Source organism: Maribellus sediminis (assembly GCF_011799805.1).
Taxonomy (GTDB): Bacteria; Bacteroidota; Bacteroidia; order Bacteroidales; family Prolixibacteraceae; genus Draconibacterium; species Draconibacterium sediminis_A.
In genome coordinates this window covers 935,317-958,027 of record NZ_WXUB01000002.1, presented here as the reverse complement: position 1 = coordinate 958,027, position 22,711 = coordinate 935,317, and the positions used below count along the sequence as shown (strand labels likewise).

20 protein-coding genes are annotated in these 22,711 nt (G+C 38.2%); 2 read left to right on the top strand and 18 right to left on the bottom strand.

The annotated features are described in order from the left end of the window. Nucleotides 1-18 precede the first annotated feature (18 nt). The 16 genes from HFD85_RS10230 to HFD85_RS10155 all read right to left on the bottom strand — a co-directional run bounded on the left by HFD85_RS10230 (nt 19) and on the right by HFD85_RS10155 (nt 15,895). The gene (locus tag HFD85_RS10230) at nt 19-348 is read right to left on the bottom strand and encodes a hypothetical protein (RefSeq protein WP_167608619.1); all 330 of its coding nucleotides are present in this window, start codon (nt 346-348) and stop codon (nt 19-21) included. Between the two features lie 166 nt (nt 349-514). Further along, the gene (locus HFD85_RS10225) at nt 515-1,249 is read right to left on the bottom strand and encodes a helix-turn-helix domain-containing protein (RefSeq protein WP_167608616.1); all 735 of its coding nucleotides are present in this window, start codon (nt 1,247-1,249) and stop codon (nt 515-517) included. 283 nt (nt 1,250-1,532) lie between these two features. Beyond that, nucleotides 1,533-1,787, bottom strand: coding sequence for a hypothetical protein (locus HFD85_RS10220; protein ID WP_167608613.1), 255 nt, complete (start codon nt 1,785-1,787; stop codon nt 1,533-1,535). Nucleotides 1,788-2,021: 234 nt separating this feature from the next. After that, a complete protein-coding gene (locus HFD85_RS10215; RefSeq protein ID WP_167608610.1) occupies nt 2,022-2,726 on the bottom strand; it encodes a hypothetical protein in 705 nt (234 codons plus the stop codon). A gap of 184 nt (nt 2,727-2,910) precedes the next feature. Next, nucleotides 2,911-3,642, bottom strand: a complete 732-nt coding sequence (locus HFD85_RS10210) for an ABC transporter ATP-binding protein (RefSeq protein WP_167608607.1) — start codon at nt 3,640-3,642, stop codon at nt 2,911-2,913. Continuing rightward, complete coding sequence (locus tag HFD85_RS10205) at nt 3,635-4,597, bottom strand: hypothetical protein (protein WP_167608604.1); 963 nt, start codon at nt 4,595-4,597, stop codon at nt 3,635-3,637. The genes HFD85_RS10210 and HFD85_RS10205 overlap by 8 nt, the downstream gene beginning before the upstream one ends. Further along, nucleotides 4,581-5,390, bottom strand: coding sequence for an ABC transporter permease (locus HFD85_RS10200; protein ID WP_167608601.1), 810 nt, complete (start codon nt 5,388-5,390; stop codon nt 4,581-4,583). The genes HFD85_RS10205 and HFD85_RS10200 overlap by 17 nt, the downstream gene beginning before the upstream one ends. Beyond that, on the bottom strand, nt 5,383-6,402 hold the full coding sequence (locus HFD85_RS10195) for an ABC transporter substrate-binding protein (RefSeq protein WP_167608599.1): 1,020 nt from the start codon (nt 6,400-6,402) through the stop codon (nt 5,383-5,385). Before HFD85_RS10195 ends, HFD85_RS10200 begins: the two co-directional genes overlap by 8 nt. Before the next feature lie 4 nt (nt 6,403-6,406). Further along, the gene (locus HFD85_RS10190) at nt 6,407-7,000 is read right to left on the bottom strand and encodes a cysteine hydrolase family protein (RefSeq protein ID WP_167608596.1); all 594 of its coding nucleotides are present in this window, start codon (nt 6,998-7,000) and stop codon (nt 6,407-6,409) included. 194 nt (nt 7,001-7,194) lie between these two features. Continuing rightward, on the bottom strand, nt 7,195-8,142 hold the full coding sequence (locus HFD85_RS10185) for a hypothetical protein (protein WP_167608593.1): 948 nt from the start codon (nt 8,140-8,142) through the stop codon (nt 7,195-7,197). A gap of 577 nt (nt 8,143-8,719) precedes the next feature. Continuing rightward, nucleotides 8,720-9,343, bottom strand: coding sequence for a hypothetical protein (locus HFD85_RS10180; RefSeq protein WP_167608591.1), 624 nt, complete (start codon nt 9,341-9,343; stop codon nt 8,720-8,722). Nucleotides 9,344-9,381: 38 nt separating this feature from the next. After that, nucleotides 9,382-9,585, bottom strand: coding sequence for a hypothetical protein (locus HFD85_RS10175; protein WP_167608588.1), 204 nt, complete (start codon nt 9,583-9,585; stop codon nt 9,382-9,384). Nucleotides 9,586-9,779: 194 nt separating this feature from the next. Beyond that, nucleotides 9,780-12,455: a winged helix-turn-helix domain-containing protein gene (locus HFD85_RS10170; protein WP_167608586.1), complete on the bottom strand. Its 2,676-nt coding sequence runs from the start codon at nt 12,453-12,455 to the stop codon at nt 9,780-9,782. Between the two features lie 293 nt (nt 12,456-12,748). Further along, nucleotides 12,749-14,182 (bottom strand): arylsulfatase, encoded by a 1,434-nt coding sequence (locus tag HFD85_RS10165; protein WP_206081936.1) that lies wholly within the window; start codon nt 14,180-14,182, stop codon nt 12,749-12,751. Between the two features lie 384 nt (nt 14,183-14,566). Then, on the bottom strand, nt 14,567-15,193 hold the full coding sequence (locus tag HFD85_RS10160; protein ID WP_167608583.1) for a carbonic anhydrase: 627 nt from the start codon (nt 15,191-15,193) through the stop codon (nt 14,567-14,569). Nucleotides 15,194-15,379: 186 nt separating this feature from the next. After that, entirely contained in the window at nt 15,380-15,895 is a 516-nt protein-coding gene (locus tag HFD85_RS10155) for a hypothetical protein (protein ID WP_167608580.1), read from the bottom strand. Between the two features lie 432 nt (nt 15,896-16,327). Here HFD85_RS10155 and HFD85_RS10150 point away from each other — a divergent pair, with 432 nt between their 5' ends. Together HFD85_RS10150 and HFD85_RS10145 are read left to right on the top strand one after the other, a co-directional pair. Continuing rightward, complete coding sequence (locus tag HFD85_RS10150; protein ID WP_167608577.1) at nt 16,328-17,191, top strand: helix-turn-helix domain-containing protein; 864 nt, start codon at nt 16,328-16,330, stop codon at nt 17,189-17,191. 642 nt (nt 17,192-17,833) lie between these two features. Beyond that, nucleotides 17,834-18,388, top strand: a complete 555-nt coding sequence (locus tag HFD85_RS10145) for an OsmC family protein (RefSeq protein WP_167608575.1) — start codon at nt 17,834-17,836, stop codon at nt 18,386-18,388. Nucleotides 18,389-18,466: 78 nt separating this feature from the next. Here the strand turns inward: HFD85_RS10145 and HFD85_RS10140 are convergent, their stop codons facing one another. After that, on the bottom strand, nt 18,467-20,644 hold the full coding sequence (locus HFD85_RS10140) for a CotH kinase family protein (protein WP_167608572.1): 2,178 nt from the start codon (nt 20,642-20,644) through the stop codon (nt 18,467-18,469). 388 nt (nt 20,645-21,032) lie between these two features. Then, nucleotides 21,033-22,622 (bottom strand): serine hydrolase domain-containing protein, encoded by a 1,590-nt coding sequence (locus HFD85_RS10135; protein WP_167608569.1) that lies wholly within the window; start codon nt 22,620-22,622, stop codon nt 21,033-21,035. Nucleotides 22,623-22,711 lie beyond the last annotated feature (89 nt).

Below are 22,711 nucleotides of genomic sequence, written 5' to 3'. Positions count from 1 at the left end.
ACCAACCTTATTATTTTTTCAAACAATTTTCCTTCGTAATAATTTTTGAGTTGTTCCAACTGCAACGAGTATTGAAATGAGTAATACTACAATTGAAGTCAAATTAATTGTTTTGAGTCTTTTGAGTGCAACATCATTCTTGTCGGTTACAGCAGACCCTGTTATTGTGTTGAGCTCTTCCAGAAAATTGATAGTTTGCCCCAGATTTGGGCTTCTCCCGACATCGTTGGTTGTGGTAATTTGAAGTTTTTCGTCGGTGTACGATTTAATAAATTTCAAATAAAACCCGGTCGAAATTCCTGCAACAGAAATAATCAGCAATAAAATCAGATAATTTTGGTTTTTCATAGTCATTTTTGTTTTGATAGTCGCCGGTGCGTCCCGATCCGTCAGCCGACGGACGGGATGTAATCCGTACCTCAGCCGACGGCTGAAAGTTTGTTCTTTTCAATTCTTCCGAATTGCACACCGTCCGTCGGCTGACGGATTGGCGCCAGCGAGGCCGTAATAGAATTTAATTCTTTACTTTTTTCCATATTTCATCAAGGTCATTATTGACTCCTTTAATAAACATAAAATCTTTTTTTATTTCTATTTTAAAAGAATTCATGACACCAAATACGTTGCGATATTGTGGTGTTGTATATTGTATAAATTCGGTATATACGCCTTTCTCCACGGTATATGTTCCCCAAAATGAGTTAAGCACAATTTTTCTCTCAGGGGCAAAATCGCTCACCATGAACGTCTCTTTTGTAATAATCTTGTACCTTGCTATGTCGCTATCATTGTAAAGGTTATTTGCAACGGTGCTGTCGGGATTACAAACTTGCCATGTACCTATTAATTGTTTTTGAATTCTACGCTGGGCATTTGCATTATAACTAACTGTAATTAATACGATACAAACCAAAATAACAGGAATAGATAAAATTTTTAATTTTTTCATTGTGTTAATTTTTAAGTTAAATAAATCAATAATGTATTTATAAACCTGTTCGAGTCTGTATAACACATGGTTAATTACTCTAACTGATTCACTAGTTTTTGTTTTTGAAGAATCATAAAAGTCATAATCCAAAACTTCAAATATTGCTTTAATTGTATATGCTCTTGGAGTAACCTCGCCTGATTCAATCCGTTGGAGAGTTCTTATTGTAATATCACATTTCTCCACTAATTCTGACTGGGTTAGTCCCTTTGCCTTTCGAAGTTCCAGAACTTTTTTACCTAAATAGGGTTGTTTCATAATTCATCGTAGATTGAACAAGTTTATGATAAACAAATACCCAATCCAAAAATCAGTGATGATTTTAATAGGACATTTTTACGCCATAAACCTGACATTTTCATTATTGATTATTTATTGCTGTTATTTAGTGTTTTAATTTTCAGTAGCTTAAGTTGATTTATTTGGCATTGAATATTTTTCCTAAATTCACCGCCGGTGCGTCCCGATCCGTCAGCCGACGGACGGGATGTAATCCGTACCTCAGCCGACGGCTTAAAGTTTTTGAGCAGGGAAACTCAATTTAGTATTTGCGCCGCTCTTCAGGTTTTCGGGTGAGTACAAAATACAGTACATACAGCCAACTGAAGATGCCGTGTATTAAAGCCAGTAAAACAGATTTATTCCGTTCCCACGAAACAACAACAGCCAGCACACTCCCCAAACCAATGCCACTTCGTATGGCGGTACTTCCTATTCCATCGTTTCCGGTTTGCTGACTAAAGCATTCGAAAGCGAAGAACAACAGAAATATCAAGGTCAGTTTTAGTTTATTCATAGGTTTTTAGTTTTGTTTTTATCAACTTTTCTGGTCTATCGACCAGGGCACGGATTGCAAATCCGCTCTAGCGAGGCAGTTATCATAAAATGTTCTCCATCAATTTCAACAAAAACACCGCACCTGTGTGGTTGTGGATTTTCATTTTTTATAGTTATAAATTGGCATGTTGAACTATATGCTAACTGAGCAGCTTCAGACTGTATTTCTTTATAGTAATCAAATATTTTTATTTTATTTTTTTTGTTTTCCAGAATTAGGTAAGGAAAGTTTACTTTCAAAATTTTGAAAACTTTCTTCAAATCTCGATTGGAAGTTATTAAATGAATCATCAATTCTGTCATCAACATTTTTAAGAAAATGTTCTCTGTCAGAATTTAAATTTTCCCTTTGTATTTGATTTATTTCTTTATATAACTTTAAGAAATTGTCGACTAACTTTGAAGCAAGAACTTCACTTTCCAGTTCCGAAGATGGAATAAATAATTTAACGTCTTTCTGAAATTCTTTTGCCAGTTGAGAATGAAGCATTTTTGTTGCATTAAAATTTCCATTATCAAATCTTGAGATGATTGAGGTAAAACTATCGTCAATGGATTTCTTTAAATCAGATAAATCACTTTTAAAACTTTCTTTAATGTTGTCCAATGTACTTTTGACGTCATTTAATTTGTCATGGTTTTCAATCTTTTCTGAGAAATTAATAGAAGTTTGGATTTTAGACATTTGGTTTAAAACTTCATTCAAATTTTTGCGTTGTTCAATTAAATATTTTTCAACTCTTTCTGATGAAGATTCACGTGAATTTAGTTTTGCAATATTAGCTGAGAGTTTAGAGATAGCGTCTTTCTGTTGTGAACGAAAGAAATAGAAAGATATAACTCCACCAGAGAAAATTCCAATTAACGATAAGAGAATTGTAACCCATATGTCATTCATAATCATATTATTGTTTTGTAATTGTTATTTAATTTCAAAATTGGTTAACGGAAAATTGATGAGTAGTGGCAGATTGCGTGGTAGTTTCCTCTCAAACCGCTAAGCAGTTTGAGCGGGTTACAAACCTTGATATTTACCACATCGCCTGCCATTACTTATACAAAGTGTTAGGCTTTCGTGCTTTTTATTCGTACAATTTTAAAATTTCCGCTTTTAAATCGTTATAATAACTGTCTTTTAAAAAACCATTCATTTCAGGTCTTGTTTTTTCAATTTTTACCTCTTTCATAATATTTGATGGTGTCTGAGACATTAGCACAATTCTATCTGAAATATATAGTGCTTCACTTACATCATGTGTTATCCAAATAATTGTTTTTGAAGATTCTGTCCATATTTCTCTTGCAATTTCTAATATCTCATATTTTGTAATTTCATCTATTGATGATAGAGGTTCATCCAAGAACGCCAAGCTGGATTTATGTAAAAGCAATTGTGCAAATACTACTCTTTCTTTCATTCCGCCAGATAACTCATGAGGATAGTGATTACAAAACTCTCGTAATCCCACAGTTTCTAATGCTTCAAAAACTACATTTTCTAAATTAGTGTCTTTATGGTCACCCAATAATCTGAATGGTAAAAGCAAATTATCCATTACATCTAACCAAGGCATTAAAACTGGAGTTTGAGGAGAATAAAACAAGGACCCAAAATCTTTATTTACTATTATACTGCCCTCTGAAGGCTTTTCTTTTAATGATAATAATCTAAGTAAAGTAGATTTTCCACAACCCGAAGGTCCAATAATTGAAACAATTTCGCCTGAAACAATTGACAAATTTATTTTGTGTAGAATTTGTTTCCCATTATAGTTTTTATTTACCGACTTAGCTTCTATTGCGATATTATTCAATAACATACCAAAGTTTTAGGATTTTTTTTGTTTCCAATTTTTTATCTTCAAAAAACAACGACAAAAAGCTAATAGACAAACATTTCACCTCACCGTGTTTCTTGAAGAAAGCTTGAATCAGAATTATTGCATTAGTTATTGTTAGTACCCCAAGAAGAGTAGTAAAAACCATTGGTGGTATTTTAATACACGATAATACAAGAATTAATAGAAGTAAGACAATGCCAAGTAAATTCGGAAGAAAAAATCTTTTAGAGTAATAAATAAAGTGGTCTTTCCCGGCGTGCTTAGGTGAATTCCAATAGCTTTCCTGCTTAAAAAGAGAATCGTACAATTTGTTTTTTCTTCTTAAGTACCAATTTATTTTACTAAAAAGTAGGCTTACATATAAGTGTAAGCTATAGAGAATCAATAAGAGATATATACTAATTGAATAAACTAATATATTAACTAATGGTAAGTATAACTCCGTATTGCTAATTGACTTATAATCTGAATTATTCATCGTTTTTAGAAACAAAAAATCGATGTGCTTTTTAATGTCAATATTACTAACGAACCATTCATGACCTGAGATTCCCAATATTAGATAGAGAACGATAACTAACCTAAGAATCCACTCAAAAATTTGAAAGGGTACAAATACCATTTCAAAGAATCGTTCTCTATGCTCAGTACTACCCTCAATAATTTTAACTGAAATATATACCTTAAAAAGATACAAACAGATAAATAATACGCAGATATAAATACAAATAATGGCAAAATTCGCTTGTGGAAGAAATTTGTTTTTCAGCATTGAATCTTGCCAAGCTACTTCAAAATAAGAAATATATTCAATATTATTTAATTCTGAACCAAGTCTATAGAGTGATATAATTATTAAAATAATTGAGGAAATCGCTCCTACAGTCCAACCCGTCATGATTGGTTTATATCTAAAACTTACTGCCATCTTTGTATAATGTTGAGATTTGCCATTTATTAAAAGGTAAGACTAAAATTCTTGCTAATTCAAATAAGTAAAGTAGGACACCGCCAAAGAATGTTGAGTAGAATAAAGCGGCGTACATTATTGGTGCATTGTTATTGTAAAACGCATTACTAATTATTGTTCCAATTCCTTTTTCAGCAGAAATAACTTCTGCCGTTATTATTCCAATTACCACATAAATTAATGAAGTCTTGAAGAAGCTTAAACTGTTTGTTATGATAAAAGGAAACTCTATTCTAAAGAAAAAAGTTAGTTTTTTATTTTCTGATACTAGATAGAACAATACCCATTCTTTTGGTAGAGAATTTAAAGCATTTATTGTAGCAGCATAGATTGGGAAAAAACCGATTGTTGTGGCAACTATTGATTTTGAAATCGGATTGTAACCAAACAATATAACTAATAAGGGCAACATTGCAGCTTTTGGGAGAACTTGGCTGATAACTATTGATGGTACTACAATTTTAGAGAAAGTGATTGATTTGTGAGTTATAATACCTAATAATATTCCTAAAAACGTACTTGTAATGAAGCAAATAATTGCCCATAGCATTGTATGAGCTGTTTCTTCCAATAATTGTCTCCAGTTATGGATTATCTCTTTAATAACTGTGTTTGGCCAAGGAATAGTTATATCTTGAATTTTAAATACCATTTTTATCAATACCCATATAAGTATTATCGGTATTAAACCAATCAGAAGATTAAATATAAATGCTTTAGAAGTAATGTATATTTCTCGTAGTCTAGTCATTATATTTTTTCCATGCTTTTATATAAAAAGAATTTTCAAAAAAGAAATTTGGGTCAATAGTTTGGTCTATAGCGTTGATTTTTTTCAAAGTGTTTTGAGTTTTTTGCCAATCAGATAACTCCAAGAATCCTGCACCATTAATATCTGTTTTTTTTGTATAAAACAGTTCTTCAGTTCTTTTTAGTTGGATTTTCAGTATATCAGGATTCTGAGTGATGTCATTTTGAAGAAGCGTAGCAAGTGACTCTTTCGAGTGTTTTTTAGATTCATTTAAACTTTTGACCATTGCATTTATAAAACTTTGAGTTAAAGTTTCTTTGTCTCTAAATGTTTTTGTCAAGCCTGCAATACTAATGCCTGCCATTTCAATTCCGTAGTCTTTTGCAAGGATTTCATTTACTTCAATACCTTCAGCTTGCAAAATACAGGGAGAATAATTTGTATAGTCCATGGCCGCATCTATTGTTTTGTGCATCAATTCTTGTGAACTAGCCCTTGTCGCAACCTCGATTACCTTACTATAATCACGGTTTGTTAATTCGAACATACCTTTAACTTGAGGATATGTCGCACTTTGTTTAATTACACCGAACTTTTTATGGTAAAGGGAGTCAAGTGAAGTAATACCTTTTTCCTTTAGTGAATATATAGTTACGGGTGATTCATGGTATAAAGTCATAATTGCAGAGATAGGCGTTCCCTTTATACGTGAAGTGACAATATAGTCACTACTTATAAAACCGAAGTCTACACTTTCATTAGCAAGCATTTCAGCCACAATTCCAGAGCCTTTAAATGGTCTTATTTCAAGTTTGATACCTTCATCTTCGAAGAAACCTTGTTCAATTCCATAGTAGACAAAAGCATTTTCAGGACCGGGATTCCAAGCAAAAGCTAAAACAACATTTTCCAGCTTTCCCTCCTCTGTTTTTTTATTAGATGAATTTTTACAAGAATAAAATCCCACCGTAAGCAGAAGAGATATGACACATAATAATTTTATTTTTTTCATAATTTTAAAGTTTATTTTCTAGTTCATTAAGTTTTAAAACAAACCCAAAGCAAAATCTAATTATGTCCTCAGCGGTTTTTTGAAATTCTTCAGAAAATGTTGCTGTACAATCGGAAATCATAAATGGGAAGTAATCCGATGTAAAAGCATCTCTTACCGTGGATTCTACGCAAACATTTGTTGTAACACCGCATACAATCAAGTTTTTTATTGCAAGCTGTTTTAAGTTAGTGTCGAAATTTGTATTATAAAATACGCTATACCTATCTTTATAAATAATTATATCATTATTAGCTATATCTTCTTTTAGTTCATCAATTATATCATAATAAATAGATTTTTTACTCATGGCAGATTCCCCCGTTTCTTTATCAAAATGTTTTGGAAATAATAAGGGATATGGACCTTGTTTAAATAGGTCGATATGACTTTTAGACCAAAAAATTTGAATACTGTGTTTTCTGCATAAGGATATGAGTTTTTTTACTTGTGGAATAATGGATTTCCCATTAGGAGTAAAAATTGGTGCTCCCTCATCCAAAAATCCCTTTTGCATATCTACAATTATAAGTGCTGTCTCTTTTGGTTCAATTTTCATATTTACAATTTAACTTTAAAATATTCATAATATCTCTGTCTTTTTAGCATGAAGCCTAACGGTCACTTGTATGTGGTCGGGCGGGATTTCGAAGAGAAATCCTGTCAGACCCGCAGTAAAGTGGGAACGAGATCTGACTTGTCAGACCGCTAAAGCCCCCGCCTGCCATATACAAATTGTTAGGCGTAGTATTTTTATTTAAAAAGGTTATAGTCGATTTCAAATCTTTCATCGTCTGTATTAAATGCTTGTTGAGTTATATTAAAAAGTATTTTTTCATCTTCTTTTACCTTCTCATAAAGCGTTGTAGATATTACCCAATTCTCCATTTGAGCTACTAAAATGTCGCTTAAAAACTTTATAAATTCTACTTCCGGTAATTGAAATTTACTTTTTATGTATGTATTGCACTTTAAATTATTAGAATTTAAATAGCAAAATGAAACGGTTGTATTACCATTGGTTGGAAGAATATTTACAAAAATATCTGTCAATGGTAAGGCATAAATTTCAGGATGCATTTCATTTTGCTCCCTTGTAGTTTCAAATGTATATGGTCCTGATGCACAGATTTCAAGTTGTTTAATCTCCCTTGTGTGAAAATTAAATTCTTTTAATTCTGGATTTTTGATATTGTTGAGAACCTTTTTTAGTGTGTAATTGGCATCTTGTATTCCTAGTCTTTGTCCAGAAATATTTTCCTTGAAGAACTGTGAGTCTCCAATATTCTTTTGAATTAGGGACTCATGAAATTCGATAACATTTTTCTTCTTAGTAATCTCTTGTGCTAATATTCTATGCGCAAAAATTAGAAGTGTTTTATAGTCGTAAAAATTAATTTCTTTTTTTTCAATATCACGAAATAGAAAATCATCATGAAAGGAACAAAATCCTTTAAACGTGAAAACTTCATTTATTCCTGATTTTTTGAAATGGAAATTCTGTTCTTTAAATGGTAAATGCTCATATTCATATACATGCCCTTCATCTGCAATGGCTGAAATAAATGCATTCTTTTGTAATACATGAGAGTTAATCGCCGTTTTATCACAAAACGGGTGAAAGCATTTACGAGATTTATTGTACACTCTTTTCTTTTCCTTCTCAATTTTTGCTAATATTTTAATTTCATCTTTTGTCATTGTTCAATATTACGCCTAATGTACGTGTATATGTAGTACGTTTATATCGCTATTAGCAGTGTTTTGTGTTTTTCCACAAACTTGTTCATTTTCAACTTTATATCCGTTTGTAACCATTTGTAAACGTTTATCCGTCAGCTGACGGATAAACAAAACGGCAATTAAGCCAACATAGTCCTCTGGTGAAAAAATCTCTCGCTGCTTATCGTTCTGGGTGTCACCTGGATTAGTGAGTCTAAAATTATATGTTAATCAGATAAATACAAACTATAAATGTAATTTGTACAATTTCTAAATAAGTGAGGCTGAGCTTATAAGGTGGGGTGGTGGAGGAATGGAAGGTGATTCCTGATTATGTTCCGTCCCGGCAGACACCGGGACAGGTTTTGTTTAAAGGTGAGAGATTCCGGGAGAATCAATCTCCCGGGCTCCCTTATCAAAGTTAACAAGAGCGCTTGTTGTCAGGATTTCAAGACATATATTTATCCAAAAGAACAGGCCATAAAAAACCCAGAAACAAACCCGTATGATCCAATTGTGGCAAAGCGCCACGACTATAATGGACATTGTTTGATGTTTAGAATTTGAATCCGAAATTCAGACTGGGTTCCCAGATGTGCTTGGGAGTTCCCTCTTCAATTGCGGCAAAGTCAGCAGGAATGTTGGTATCAACCGGCCAGAACTTTATTAACCATGCAGGTTCGACATAGAAACGCTTTTTAAAGAATTCGAAACGATAGCCAATGCCTGTTTGCAGGTACAACTGGTAACCTGTCTGGATTTTGTTGTCGTTTTCGCCGAAATATTGCTTGTAAAAGTTGGTGGCCTCGGCAGTTGCAAACAGGCCTTTCCAAATAAAACGCTTATATCCTATGCCTATCCCGTGAGTTCTGACATATCCCGGATAGGATTCGTCCGAATCGCCATAGGTACCCATGGGCTCGGCATATTTCCAGGTATTGTATTCGGCAAAAATACGGTCTTTGCTGCTTAGCTGATAGCCGTAAGTAAGCAGGACATAATCGGCCGATTCATCGGTGAAGTTATACAGCATAAAAAGAGAAGACCCGATGGAATGTTTGAATTGAACATCCTCTTTTTTGTTTTCTTTTGAGCTGGCAGCTGTTTGTGTGGTGTTCTGGCTCATTACCACGTTGATTGACATGGCAACTACTAAAATTGTTAGTTGTAATTTTTTCATCTTATTTAGTTTTTAATTCATGTAAGTTTCGCATTGAGTTAACTGTCAAAATTCACCGATAAAAGCGTGAGGTTTAAATCTCTTATCTTGTTAAGAATTCCGTGTAGTGCAGCTTCATCGATTATGATTCCGCTGAGAATTGAGTTGCTGCCTTCGTGCGTAATTTCCATCCCGTCGAACCAGTTTCTCCATTTATCATCGAGAAGACCTTTGATTCTTATTTTCACTTTTCTTTTCATCATTTGCTTGTTTATCATGTGTTTATTTTGAAATGAAATAACAGATCAAAGGTAGGATGACTCCAAAGCAGATCATTCACTCTTAAGAGTGAATTAAAGGGATGAAATTTTGGATTTCGGAAATATGAACAAAGGGCTTCTCAGGTTTTACCTGCTTCCGGAAAAGAATGCCATTTGTATTAATTTGCGGTTTACAATCAGATGATATTTAGCTCTTTCGCCTTAACAACTGCTTTAGAGCGTTTGTCGACCTCAAGCTTTAAAAGAATACTTTTTACATGCGATTTAATCGTATGAATACTTAAAAACAAAGCCTCTGCAATTTCCTGGTTTGATAAACCTTCGGCGATTAGTTTTAAGGTTTCTAATTCACGCTTACTTATATCAGAAAAATTTTGGTTCTTACTTACTTTTTTATGTCTGGCAAGTAGTAATTTCAATTTTTCGAGGTATTCTTCCGGTACATTATGCTTGCGTGTTGCAAGTACTTTAAAAGCCTTGTGCAAGGGTTCTTTAATTTTATCAAGATAGTGCAAAAAGTAAATTACAATTCTTTGTTCAGATGCAATATCCATCGCATTTATAAGACATTGAACAGCTTCTTCGGTATCTCCTGATACCTCATGTATTAATGAATAAATTACCTGAATTTCAATTAATCGGTCTAAGCGATTTGCTTGTGTTGCCAGCCTATTTATTTCACCCAACTTCTTTTGTGCTTCACTGATATTTCCAATCGACAAAAGGTAAAGTACCAAAGGGATAAAAGCGTACTCGTTAAAAGAATTTATTTCGGAATCGGAGGTGATGTTGTTGGTATTGAAAAATGCCAGTACTTTCTCCGGTTCTTCAGTTTCTAACAGAACAAATCCTTTCCGGGCCAGGTATAGAACAGTAAAGTGTGGTTGCACGGTATTGTTGTGCATGAGCTCCTCCAATTGCTTCAAATCCGCTAAACAATGACTTAAATTATTTTTGTCGTAATTCACAATCGACAGTGTAAACAAGCTTAGGAACCGGTAGGTTAAATTGGGTTCTTTCAACGATAATTCATAACCAATTTTTATATACGCCTTAGCCCTTTCAAACTCTCCCCACATAAAATTTATCATCGAAAGCGTTGTATACAACCCTGAGTAGATCCAATCTACTTTCGTTAATTCAGAATAACCCTGCTCTTCGATATACTCCAATAATCCGGTGCAGTTCTGGAAGGCGGATACATAGTGTCCCATCCGTTGTTCGGTATACACTAAGCGTAACACAATGGTTGAAACTAAATAGATATTACCTGATTTTTTAGCGTAATCAACGGCAACTTTTAACGATTTTATTGCTTCCGGAAGATTGTTTAAGGCCATGTCTTTTAATCCAACAGCATACCAGGCCCAGCTGTACCAAAGTGGGTCTTCTTCAGAAAGATATTCTAAAGCAATGCAGGAATGTTTTTCGATTTTTTCGAAATCGCCGGTCACGGTATGCAAAATTGCCTGCGCTACGGCTAACCTTCCTTTTAGTTCGAATAACTCTTTTGAATCGTGCGGCTTTGCTAATCTTTTTTCAATCTCGATTTCTGCATTACTTAGATATTGAACAGCTTTGAGTGCCTGGCCGGAATGTATAAGCACCCATGAATAATATATTGAAAACCCGGGGTTGGTATAAATATCATTATCCGTCAACAGGTTGCCATATTCTAATAAACTGCTATGCCTGCCGGTTGCCCATAAATCGGCAGAAATTTGATTTAACAGTCCCAAACTTCGTTTAAAGTCCTTTATTTCTATAGCATGCTGAATTGCATCCTCAATCATTCCATTTTTTTCGTACCAGTTACAGGCTTTAGTATGCAAGTCGTTTGTGTAAGCGGGGTTTTTATTTTTTAGTCTGTTTAATAATAAATGTTCCAACAAATGATGATACCTGTACCATTGCCTCTCTGAGTCGAGGGGGACAACAAACATGTTATTTCGTTCAAGATATTCAATTATCTCCTGACTGTTATTTATACCCAGAATAGCATTGCATAAGGAGGCATTAAAACGCTTTAATATGGAAGTAGCTATAAGAAAATCTCTTAACGCTGAGCTTTGCTGCTGAAGAACTTCTTCAATCAGATAGTCCATTATATACCGGTTATCACCTTTCAGCTTTTCCACAAAATCACTTATATCATCTCTGCCTTGCAGCGATAATGCTGCAAGCTGCAGCCCGGCTATCCAACCTTCGGTTTTCACTTCAAGCGTTTTCGCATCATCAATGGATAAACTAATATTCAAACTCTTTTTAAAGTAATCGTAGATATTATTGGCACTGAAGGATAAATCGGATAAGCGGATATCGGTAACCAATTGCCGGCTTCGCAGGCGTGCCAAAGGAATTGAAGGATCAGATCGGGTAATCAGCACGAGGTGAATATGCTGAGGAAGGTTGTTCAATAAAAAGTGAATGAAATTATTGATCGCATTATTTTCAATCAAATGATAATCGTCGAACACGATGTAAAAGTGATCGTCTATTTCAAGCAAATCGTTTATTAAAAAAGTAGCAAGCGTTTCATACGATGGGTTGGCGTTGGATGCAAGCAATTTCTCTGTTTTAAATTGAAGGCTCTTATAATCCGACAGGATACCGGCGATAATGTATTGTAAAAAGATAACAATGTCATTATCCGATTTGTCGAGCGAGTACCATGAATGGCGGATATCACTTTGATCAATCCATTGACTGATCAATGTGCTTTTACCGTAACCTGCCGGGGCCGAAACCAGGGTTAACCTTTTTTCCTTTCCGGATTCCAGGGTATGAATCAGCTCTTTTCTGAAGATTAATTTAGAAGTTGGAGCGGGCTTAGTTAGTTTCGTTTTTAGCATAACTGCAAAATAGTGAAAAATTCACAAATTCAGACTTTTAACATTCGTTATCTCTCCTTTAACGTGTTGGCAAAGAGGTAGGTGCGTGTGCGTGCCCGGGCGGCGACTTTGTTTTAGCAACAGGCAATCGGGGAGTTGGTAAGGTCTTTAAGCAATCAGGCGAGAAGCGTTTTTCGCCAGGGGAGGACAGCAATTACCCAGGGTAAAAAGATGATACCCGAGGTATTCAGGACAAAAATACAGGGGAGCGAGAAGCTGTCCAATGAGATTGCTACATTTGATCGGACAGTAAGTTAAGGTTCATTTTTAAATACACCACCCGAAAACGGAAAATATTCGTTTTTTACGCTTTCACGTTTTAGAATGGTATTGGCTTGTTCCACAATTTCGGGGAATTGTTCCGATACATCGTTTTGTTCCGCTTCGTCGTTCGTAAGGTCGTACAATTCGGTGTGGTACTTATCGGCGTATCGTACGGCTTTCCAGTTGCCAAAGCGTGTGGCCTGCCGAAATCCCTTCACTTGTTTGCCTTCGTGAATTTCCCAGTAGAGAAACTCATGTTCTTTTTGTGCTTTTCCCATCAGTTCGGGCACAAAGGAAATGCCGTCGGTTTTATTGGGAACCTGCGTGTTGGCCAGTTCGGCCAGGGTGGGCATTACATCGTAGAAGGCGCCCGGGTGGTCGCTTATGCTTGCCGGGCTGATTTTTCCTTTCCAGTAGGCAAACATGGGAACCCGGATTCCACCTTCGTATACATCGCGTTTAAAGCCTTTTAAGTTGCCCGCACTTTTGAAGAAGCGGTAGCGGTGGTGGCTTTCGTTGTGCGGGCCGTTGTCGCTCGTAAAAATGATAAATGTATTGTCCAGCTCGCCACTGGCTTCCAATTGTTTGAAAAGCCTCCTGATCTGTGCATCGAGCATGGTAATGCGGGCCGCATGCAGGCGCTCAATTTTGGGCCACTCATCCACCTTGTCGCTGTACAAATCATTATCGCGTAAAAAGAATTCGTGCGCGTGCGGAATCCGGTACGACATGTACAGAAAGAAGGGTTTCTCCTTGTCCTTCTGTTTTAAATAGTCGAGGGCAAAATTGGTTCTGAATTCATCCAGACAATCGTAATTTCTGTAGTCGTAAAATATGGAGTCTTCGTTGTTGTTTACCCAGTGTACGCGTTCATCAATTTCGATCCCGTCTTTTGTCTCGCCCCATTGTTCCTGAACGGCATAATCGAAACCGCGACCTTTTGCCCAGGTGGAAAAATCTTCGGGGCGACCGAGGTGCCATTTTCCAATCATGGCAGTTTGATAGCCCGCGTTTTGCAGCATTTCGCCCAGTGTTTTTTCGTCTTTTTTAAGCGGAATACGGCTCCACTCGCCGTTGTAATACCCGTTATTGCCCCGGATGCTTAAATGCCCGGTGTGTAAACCTGTCATTAACGATGCCCTGGATGGCGAACATACCGAGGTGCCGGCATAAAAATTGGTAAATTTCATACCCTGCGAAGCAAGCGAATCGAGAAAGGGTGTTTTAATTACTTCCTGACCATAGGCCCCCAGTTCGCCGTAACCCATATCGTCGGCGAGTAAAAATACAATGTTGGGCTGTTTGTTATTTGTAGTTTCACTGTTTGTGCATGCCGAAAAATGGACAGTCAGAACAGCAAGCAGGAATAGCATGTAGGAGTTGTTAAGGTAGAAGGATTTACCGGAAAGCGTTTTTGTTTTCATTTGTCAGGTTTAGTCAGTTAAAAATCGGGTACGGAATTACACCGCATACTTCGGGCTTAAAAATACAAAGCTAATTCTGTTATCAGGTATTTGTGTAAACTTTTTATTCCGCTTATTCCCCTTTTCCAGCTACCCTTTATACACCTCTTTGCGAGGTTCTGCTCCATTTTCGTCCGGAACAATCGTTCAGCTTCGATCAGCCTTTTTCACCGGACGAGGTTAATGATCCTACAAAATCGGCCCAATTGCGGCAAAGCATTGAAAAGGTACACTAGAATGCGCCGAATTTCCAGAGGTGATCAAAATCGCTCATTTCTTGTATTTGTTTTTAAAGGGTAGCTTTTCCAGGGGAAAAAGCCGGAAATTTACAAGCATCTTCCGGTATTACTCCAGGTGATAAATTTCCATCACGTTGGCCAGTATTTTTTCGAGGTCGATTTTCAGGTCGATCAGTTTCCCGGTGTTGATATCGAATACCCAGCCGTGGATGCTGATTCCCCGTTCGCGGTAGGCCCGTTGCACCTCTGCCGTTTTAATCACATTGATGCATTGCTCCTGCACGTTCAGTTCCACCAGTCGTTTGTAGCGCTGGTCTTCCTCTTCAATTTCGTTCAATTCATCTCTGTGCGTACGGTACACATCGCGGATGTTTCGCAACCAGGGATTCAGTATGCCCAGGTCCTGCGACTGCATGGCCGCCTTTACTCCGCCGCAATAATAATGGCCGCACACCACAATGTGCTGCACCTGTAAATGTACCACAGCATAATCGATTACCGACATCGAACTTAAATCGGTGTTGGGGACCATATTGGCAATGTTCCGGTGCACAAAGGCTTCGCCGGCCGAAATCCCCATTAGCTCTTCGGCGGTTACCCGGCTGTCGGAACAACCGATGTACAGGATATCCGGGTTTTGCCCTTTGGAAAGGTTCTTAAAGTAATTCGGGTCCTGATTCAATTTGTCTTTTACCCAGTTATGGTTGTTTTCGAAAATTTGTTTGATGTCCATCGTTTGTTCTATTTATTCAGCTTATGCAACGCTGCAGGCTTTTTTTTGTTTATTCGTGCGGTGCCGGGAAGCTGCAATATACAAAACTTTGGCTGTTATGTTAAAATTGCAAACGCACCAAGGCTTGCTAATTTAGCTTTAAGCTATGGGAATTGAGCGAAAATCGCTTGCGTAAATAAAGTACTTTTATTTGAACACAAAAAACAGGGTAAGGGGAATGCTAATCGCTGCAAAAACTTCCATCCAGTATGTTTCGTGTTTCACTTTCTTAAAAAACGCCAGGTTAAAAGTAACTCCGGCTGCAAATACTATAAAAGCGAGCGTTACATAAACTGCAATTCCGCCAAAACCTTGAATAGAATTGTTATGGTAATCCATGATAATCAAACCGGCGTGACCCAGGAGAATGGCACCGTAACTTCCGATGTAATGCAGGTTGTCGCCCAGGCCTTCCTTCACCCAGTACACCGGATTTGAAGCCACAAGCATGAACATGATTCCGGCAGCAATGAACCACCTGTCCGCGGTGACCAACATTATTGGTGAGGCATAAATAACATACGTTAAAGGGAATAAAGCTTTCAGCGGGACATCAAGTTTACGGTAGGTTTGAGAGACTGTAGTTGTCATACCGATTTTAAGGTAACACCAGATTAAATAAATAATCATTACAAGCGGGGAAAGTAATAAGATAAATTTCATAAGGCTATAGTTTTTAATTGTTTAGTTTAACATACTTATCCAAAGTCGCGTGCTTCGTCTGTTACTGTTTAGTTCGAGACATATTTTGAGATCGAAGAAGAAAGCGGGAATTGCAGAAAGATCGTTTCATTAGTCGATGGGTTTTATACAATTTACGAAATAACTTACTGTGATACAATGCTTACGGTTTGGGTCCGTATTTTTGAAAGTGTTGCTGCCATTGAAAATGAATTGTCATCGGCAATGAAATTTATTTGGAGGAACAGCAGTTCTTATTTTAATGGTTGTTGTTCGCTCTTTATACTTTAAACAACCGTAGCTGAACATTTTATCCCCATTTATTATGCTGATTTTATCATTCTATCGTAACTTAAATGAAATTCAGACTAATGGGTATTCTTTAAGTCGGAAAGCCTTCAAAAAAAATGCATAATGATTGATCTGTACGCGTATATCAGGGACAATAAATATTACAACAAATTGGTAATCGACGATTTGCTGTTTGTGGAATACCGCTGTGTGGTAGAGGAAACCAAGGCCGGAATCTGGTCGGACACCAACTATTTTGTTTTTGTTACCAGCGGCAAAAAAATGTGGAAAAGCATTTACAACGAGTACGTGGTGCAAACCGGCGATTCGTTGTTTGTGAAAAAAGGCGCCAACCTGGTGCACCAGTATTTCGATGAGGACTACTGTGCACTGATGGTTTTTATCCCCGACGATTTTATCAAAAATTTTATGACCCGTTTTTCTGAAGTCATTCACAAGCTGCCGGAAGACCAGTCGGAAGCCGATTCGGTAATTCGTATTGAACTGGACCAATTTCTGGAGGCCTATGTCAGCTCGCTGGCCTTTTTCCTGGGAGCCGAGTTTGTGCCCGATAAGAACCTGCTGGTTCACAAATTTGAAGAATTGCTGTTGAATATTTTCACCCGCCCGCTGCATAAAAATGTTGCAAAGTACCTGCATTCGCTGGGTAAAGATCAAAGCACCCAGTTGCGCCAGGTGATGGAAGAGAACTTTGCCTACAACCTGAAACTGGAAGAATTTGCCCGTTTATGCAACATGAGTCTGAGTTCTTTTAAAAGAATGTTCAGCTCGGTTTTTAATACTTCGCCCGGCAAGTGGCTTACACAAAAACGGCTAGACCTTGCTTCACATCTGCTGCTGACTTCCGACAAAACAGTGGGGCAGATTGCTTTTGAAAGCGGATTTGAAGAGCCTTCGAGTTTTATTCGGGTGTTTAAACAAAAGTTTAACGAAACGCCGCTTCGCTACCGGTTGGTGAATGCCTGAGTAATGTGAGGGCGTTAAATAATCGTTTTCACAATAACATACTCAATTCAATGTTCCCTATCAAATGCGACGCATGTGTTTGCATATTTTCAAAGCAGGATAAAAGTAGTCCGGTACTTCCTTGAGTAGCCTTTTAATTCCATATTTTTTATGTCGGTTGAATTTTGGTCATTCTTGTTTCGTCCGGGACTACGAACGATCATATTTTAACTTTCGTCGCCCGACGAGAACAGAATTCATACATAACCCAGCACTTCCTGACTGCCGTCAGGCGCACCGGGCTGTTACCTTTCGCCCCTTTGGGGCCTTCTATTTAGGAGCCCTGAAGGGGCGTCAGCTATCAGCCCAGGGCAAACGATTTCCGATTTATCGGAAGAGTGTCGCTCTGGGATTTATAAATAATAAAAAATCGTCCGGCGAAGGGAGCAGATCAGGGCTCGAATGTCCTTCGGACGAAAGGAATCCAGGGCCGGTTTCAACCGTAATCCATCTTTTTCTATGCTCTTTTTATTCGATTTTCTACTAAAAAATACCCTTTGAACTTTTTTGCAGATTTTGTGAACTGCTGTGTCTATCCCCGGGGCTGTGTTGCACTCTATCTTTGCATTGTACTTAATTATTCATCCTAAAAACAATTAAAAAATGGAAACAACAGTAACAACAATCAACGGCTTCAGCACTGAAGGAATTATGAACACAGTAGCAGCCATCCAGGGAAATCCTGAAGTATCGAAATTTGAATTGCGTGCCACCAACACCTGGATCAGCGGCGGACACAACCGTAGCTTTGTACAGGGATTTTACGGCGCCTGCCAGGAAGACACCTCGCGTGAAACACCTTTTGTATTCGACAACGATGAACCACCGGTTTTGCTGGGAGAGAACAAAGGTGCCAACCCCGGAGAAATTTTACTGCATGGTTTGCTTGCATGCATGACAACGGCCATGGTTTTGTTGGCCGCAGCACAAGGAATTGAAGTAGGAGCCGTTTCATCGAGCATTGAAGGCGATGTGGATCTTCAGGGTTTTCTTGGAATGAATCCGGATACCCCAAAAGAATTCAGCCAGATTCGCGTTAAATTCGAAATAGAAGGTGCAAGTGACGAAGAAAAGGAGCAACTTCTCGCCTTTGCCAAACAATCGCCGGTATTTAACACGCTGATCAACCCGACTGATGTACAGGTTTCGCTGAACTAATAATTCAGCAAACCGTGAATGATGATGAATTTTAAATTGGTGAACAACCTCGCGTTTATAACGCGGGGTTGTTTGTTTTTATTGATGTGCGATCAAACCTGATTTAATCCGTTGTCCGTCTTTCAATATCGTGTAAATAAACATATTGCCACTTTGTCCCAGTTCATCGTAAGTAAATTCAATGGTTTGCTTTCCGGCAACTGCAGTGCTTGTTTTTCTGCAGACCAGCTGGCCCAGCAGATTTTCAACAACAATATCGAGTTCGGCATAATCGGGCGAATCAATTTCAACGGTAAACTTATTGCTAAACGGGTTTGGATAGACGAGTGGATCAGGATCATCAGAAAGGACGAGTTCATTACCGGTTGTAAACGAAGGTTCGATCATGTCGATTTGCTCATCCAGCCAGTCTATTCTGTCGAATATCCAATTTCGCAGATAATCCACTTCGTTTAAATAGGTTCCTCCAACATAATTATTTGGCCACACCCAGTTATTCAGCACATTCCATTTCTGAAAGTTTCTTGCCTGTGCATCCTTCAACTGGTCAGAAGTGGAAGTAATGAAATTGTTGATGGTACTTTTATGCAGAACCTGTTTGCGAAGTTCCTCCCACCTGTATTTAAGTACCGTCTCAAAATAAGGATCTTCCCTGAAGCGGTCCCACCAGAAAGGAATTTCGTACCAGTCGCCTGCTCCAATACCATCCGAAGCCCATCCAATGGGGCTGCCGGCACTAAAAAAGTTGGCATTTCCAAAACAAATATTGTAATCCCAAAAAGGCGTCATTTTAAGTTTTCCGCCTTTGCTGTCCTTATCTTTATGAAAATAAACGCTTACCCGGTAACCGTCCAGGTCGCGGCTTAATTCGGTAATAATAAAATAATCGACAAAGGTTTCCACATCAATGTAGGCCCTGTATCCCAATTCCGGATCTTTGAAATTATTACCGTGCAAGGCATATTCAAACTCAGTAATGTACGATTTGATGTATTCGCGTTGTACCGGTGCCAGCTCATCATATTTCGGATCGACGTACGAAAAGGGGACATCAACACTTCCGGTTCTTCCCATAAAAGGAGAGTTCCAGCTTCCTTCCTGATCCCGGTCGATACTGATAATATATCCGCCGGTCAATTCGTCTCCGCTGACATCCTCGGGTTTTAATGTCGCAATGTCAACGCGGTTTTTATCAATTTTGATTTTCTCAACAAACAGGTAAACTCCCCGGTATTCGCCGTTAATTTCAAGCTCCACAAAGCGGGTTCGCGGATGCCATCCGTTTTCCATGCCACTGCCAATGGTGTATGCCAATGCATTTCTCATTAATGATTTGTCGGAGTAAGGCCCGTGCAGCACCCAATCGTTCTCAGCAGGTAAGCCCATTAACGAAACATTGTTGTTTGACCCGTCGCTTAGCCGGGTTTCAACGGTATAGCTTTTTTTCGGGAACATCTGTGCTGTATTTCCTCTTATTTCGATGCCGATGTACCCATCGTATTCATAGCTAGTGTCGTTAAAGTGGTTGATTCCACTGGCATTGTTGATCACCTGCATGATCGCCATTATTTTTGGCTCGTCGACAATGATTTTTCCTTGCGTATTGATTTTTATTATGGGAAGATTTGATGATGTATAAGTAACCGGTTGCTGAAACCATTCGGGTAATTCATTGAAAATGATTTCCGTTCCGTCAATCTCTGCATTAAGAAAAATCCTGGACGATAAATCAGAGGAAGTCAAACTTACGTTTAAAATATGCACTGCCAGTACATTCGCTCCTGCATTAATTAATTCAGGATCAACTGTAAAGCGTTCGGCCTGCCCTCCGCTATAAATCATTGCTTCGTGATCTACCGAAACATTGGCATTAATGCCCGGCTTTCCATCGGGCAGGTTGCCCGACCTGGCAATTTCAACACCGTTTAAATACGCAACAAAGGCATCATCATAATCGATATCCAAAACCAGGTTATACAATTGAAGCGTTGCCGGTATGGTAAACTCTTTGCGCAGAAAAACAGATTTTGTGCTGGCTATGATCGTATTGTCATCGTTGTCGCCATATCCAAATCCGCCATTTCCGCTCTTCCAGTTCTGATCGTCGTAATTTAAGACTGTCCAATCTTCGGTGGGTTCGGTCAGCGGCAATTGATATTTAAACTCATCACTTTCGGTAACTATGCTTTCCCAATGGGTTTGACCCCATAGTTGCGAAAAAAATAACGACAGGACAATAATAAGTACGGTTCTCATCTTTTTGTTTTATTGGTCTCAAATTATAAACTACACGCAGCTGCTTATGGAACGGAAGTGATTTTATACTTACTTTTTTATCCTATTGCGTGCTTTGCTTTTATTCCTTGTTTATGATGGAGGAACAGAATTGATTTTCGTGCAAATTGGCAAACAGCGATACTCTACTAAGTTAAACTTTGAAGCATAATTTCCTGAATACAGCTACCGGCAGTTTAGTTTGCCAATATAACCAGAAAAACGGTTTTGGAGAAATCTACCGGTTTAATTTGGGTTTCATCTTCCAGAGTATTAACATAGTATTTAGTTTAGTGCCATAAATCGTCCAATAAAAAAGCCCGGGATTCCGGGCTTTTTTATTGAGCATTACATCTTTTTCGGTACGATTTTACTTTGTTTCATTTTCCTTAAATGAAATATCCAGTTGCTGCACTTTCGCAGCTTTCTCGGGTGTTAAGGTAAAAAAGACCACAACATCGCCGTGTTCAGCATGTAGTTTAAAACTGCCTCTGAGCTGGTTTTCAGGCTCAAGTTCACCAACTTCCTGAATAACTCCGATTTTTTTCGGTATTTGCTTCACTTCAGCCATTCGTTTTTCGCGCGACTGATCGAGGTAAAAATTCTCTGCCAGTATTTTTTCTTCCAGCTCCGGTTCCCAGTTTTGAATCAACTGAGTGAGTTGCTCTTTTCGTTCGAGTAAAATATCAGACACGGGTAATTTCCGGGGTTGCAGATCTGCAGTTTCAAAAAGCAACTTACTTATTTCCGCCAACGACCAGGGCGAGGTATACGTCAGGTTACAAAAGGCCATAATTCCAATTCCGTAATCGGGGTAAAAGGTATAATTACTTCCAAACCCGGGCAGGGCTCCACCGTGTGAGACTCTTTTCAAACCATTGCAGTATTCGGTAATTCCAAGTCCGAAACCATAACCGGAACAGGTAGGACAGGGATTGCCGTTATAGTCCTTTGCGTCGGCGTACAAGGATGGGAACTGCGGTGTCTGCATTTCTCGGAGTGAGCTTCTTTTTAAGGGGCCGCTTTCAGCGTCGTTTCGTGGTGGCCATGCCGAAAGATGAAAGCTGACGTACTTGCTGAAATCTTCGATGGTTGTGATTAAACCGCCCATTGCGCCGTACGATCCATCGTGAAGCATTGGTTCCAGCTTCCATTGTTCGTCTTCCCAGCGGTATCCGATAACCAGCTCTTCTTCCGGAACACTGTCAATTTCCCAGTAGGTATGTTCCATGCCAAGCGGCAGAAGAATATTTTTCGTAATGTACTCCTGAAAAGGCATGCCCGATACGCGTGAAACGATATGTCCCAGAAGCGCATAACCGGTGTTGCTGTATTCAAATTCATACGAAGTAGCGTTGGAAAAAGAAAGGCCTTCACTGATCAGGTCCATGAGCATTTGATCGGATTCGTCCAATTGTCGGTCGCCCCAGGGATTATCCTCGGGAAATCCGGCTGTCATGGTTAACAGGTTTTCAATATCTATTACCGGTGCATCACTGGTCAGGTATTTAAGGTTGGCCATTTCGGGAATGTAGTAACTAACCGGATCGCTCAGGCTAAGTTTGCCTTCGTCTCTGAGTTTGAGAATGGCCATTGCCGTAAAACTCTTGGTCATGGATGCAATCCGAAAGGCAGAAGTCGGAGTTGCCGAAATTCCTTTTTCAATGTTTGCTAAACCGGTAGCTGTTGCAAATACCAGTTCGTTATCCACAACAATGCCAAAAGCAATGCCCGGGATATGTGCTGTTTTTGCACGTTCCTCAATGGATTTTTGTATGTCGGGAGCAATCTTTTTTATCTGTTCTAACCGATTGTCATTAACAAAAGCCGGTGCTTTGTATGTTTCGGAATAACTGTGAACAGAACTCCCTGCATTTGATGCCGAAGGTTGTTTGGAATGGCATGAGGATAAGATAGCTGCAAAACTGATGACGAGAAGAAGGCCGCATACGTTTTTCATTTTGTTTCTTTTAAATGTTTGCTTCAAAGAATCAGTTCAAAATAATGGTCGATCTTAATATTAACAAGATTTTTATGATTATTAGAAGA

Excerpts from the sequence above, each read along its gene's own strand:
- HFD85_RS10230 (WP_167608619.1), bottom strand. The coding sequence starts at position 348 with ATGAAAAACCAAAATTATCTGATTTTATTGCTGATTATTTCTGTTGCA.
- HFD85_RS10205 (WP_167608604.1), bottom strand. The coding sequence starts at position 4,597 with ATGGCAGTAAGTTTTAGATATAAACCAATCATGACGGGTTGGACTGTA.
- HFD85_RS10190 (WP_167608596.1), bottom strand. The coding sequence starts at position 7,000 with ATGAAAATTGAACCAAAAGAGACAGCACTTATAATTGTAGATATGCAA.
- HFD85_RS10145 (WP_167608575.1), top strand. The coding sequence starts at position 17,834 with ATGGAAACAACAGTAACAACAATCAACGGCTTCAGCACTGAAGGAATT.
- HFD85_RS10135 (WP_167608569.1), bottom strand. The coding sequence starts at position 22,622 with ATGAAAAACGTATGCGGCCTTCTTCTCGTCATCAGTTTTGCAGCTATC.
- HFD85_RS10180 (WP_167608591.1), bottom strand. The coding sequence starts at position 9,343 with ATGAAAAAATTACAACTAACAATTTTAGTAGTTGCCATGTCAATCAAC.
- HFD85_RS10170 (WP_167608586.1), bottom strand. The coding sequence starts at position 12,455 with ATGCTAAAAACGAAACTAACTAAGCCCGCTCCAACTTCTAAATTAATC.
- HFD85_RS10175 (WP_167608588.1), bottom strand. The coding sequence starts at position 9,585 with ATGATGAAAAGAAAAGTGAAAATAAGAATCAAAGGTCTTCTCGATGAT.
- HFD85_RS10225 (WP_167608616.1), bottom strand. The coding sequence starts at position 1,249 with ATGAAACAACCCTATTTAGGTAAAAAAGTTCTGGAACTTCGAAAGGCA.
- HFD85_RS10155 (WP_167608580.1), bottom strand. The coding sequence starts at position 15,895 with ATGAAATTTATCTTATTACTTTCCCCGCTTGTAATGATTATTTATTTA.
- HFD85_RS10150 (WP_167608577.1), top strand. The coding sequence starts at position 16,328 with ATGATTGATCTGTACGCGTATATCAGGGACAATAAATATTACAACAAA.
- HFD85_RS10215 (WP_167608610.1), bottom strand. The coding sequence starts at position 2,726 with ATGAATGACATATGGGTTACAATTCTCTTATCGTTAATTGGAATTTTC.
- HFD85_RS10165 (WP_206081936.1), bottom strand. The coding sequence starts at position 14,182 with ATGAAAACAAAAACGCTTTCCGGTAAATCCTTCTACCTTAACAACTCC.
- HFD85_RS10200 (WP_167608601.1), bottom strand. The coding sequence starts at position 5,390 with ATGACTAGACTACGAGAAATATACATTACTTCTAAAGCATTTATATTT.
- HFD85_RS10220 (WP_167608613.1), bottom strand. The coding sequence starts at position 1,787 with ATGAATAAACTAAAACTGACCTTGATATTTCTGTTGTTCTTCGCTTTC.
- HFD85_RS10185 (WP_167608593.1), bottom strand. The coding sequence starts at position 8,142 with ATGACAAAAGATGAAATTAAAATATTAGCAAAAATTGAGAAGGAAAAG.
- HFD85_RS10195 (WP_167608599.1), bottom strand. The coding sequence starts at position 6,402 with ATGAAAAAAATAAAATTATTATGTGTCATATCTCTTCTGCTTACGGTG.
- HFD85_RS10140 (WP_167608572.1), bottom strand. The coding sequence starts at position 20,644 with ATGAGAACCGTACTTATTATTGTCCTGTCGTTATTTTTTTCGCAACTA.
- HFD85_RS10160 (WP_167608583.1), bottom strand. The coding sequence starts at position 15,193 with ATGGACATCAAACAAATTTTCGAAAACAACCATAACTGGGTAAAAGAC.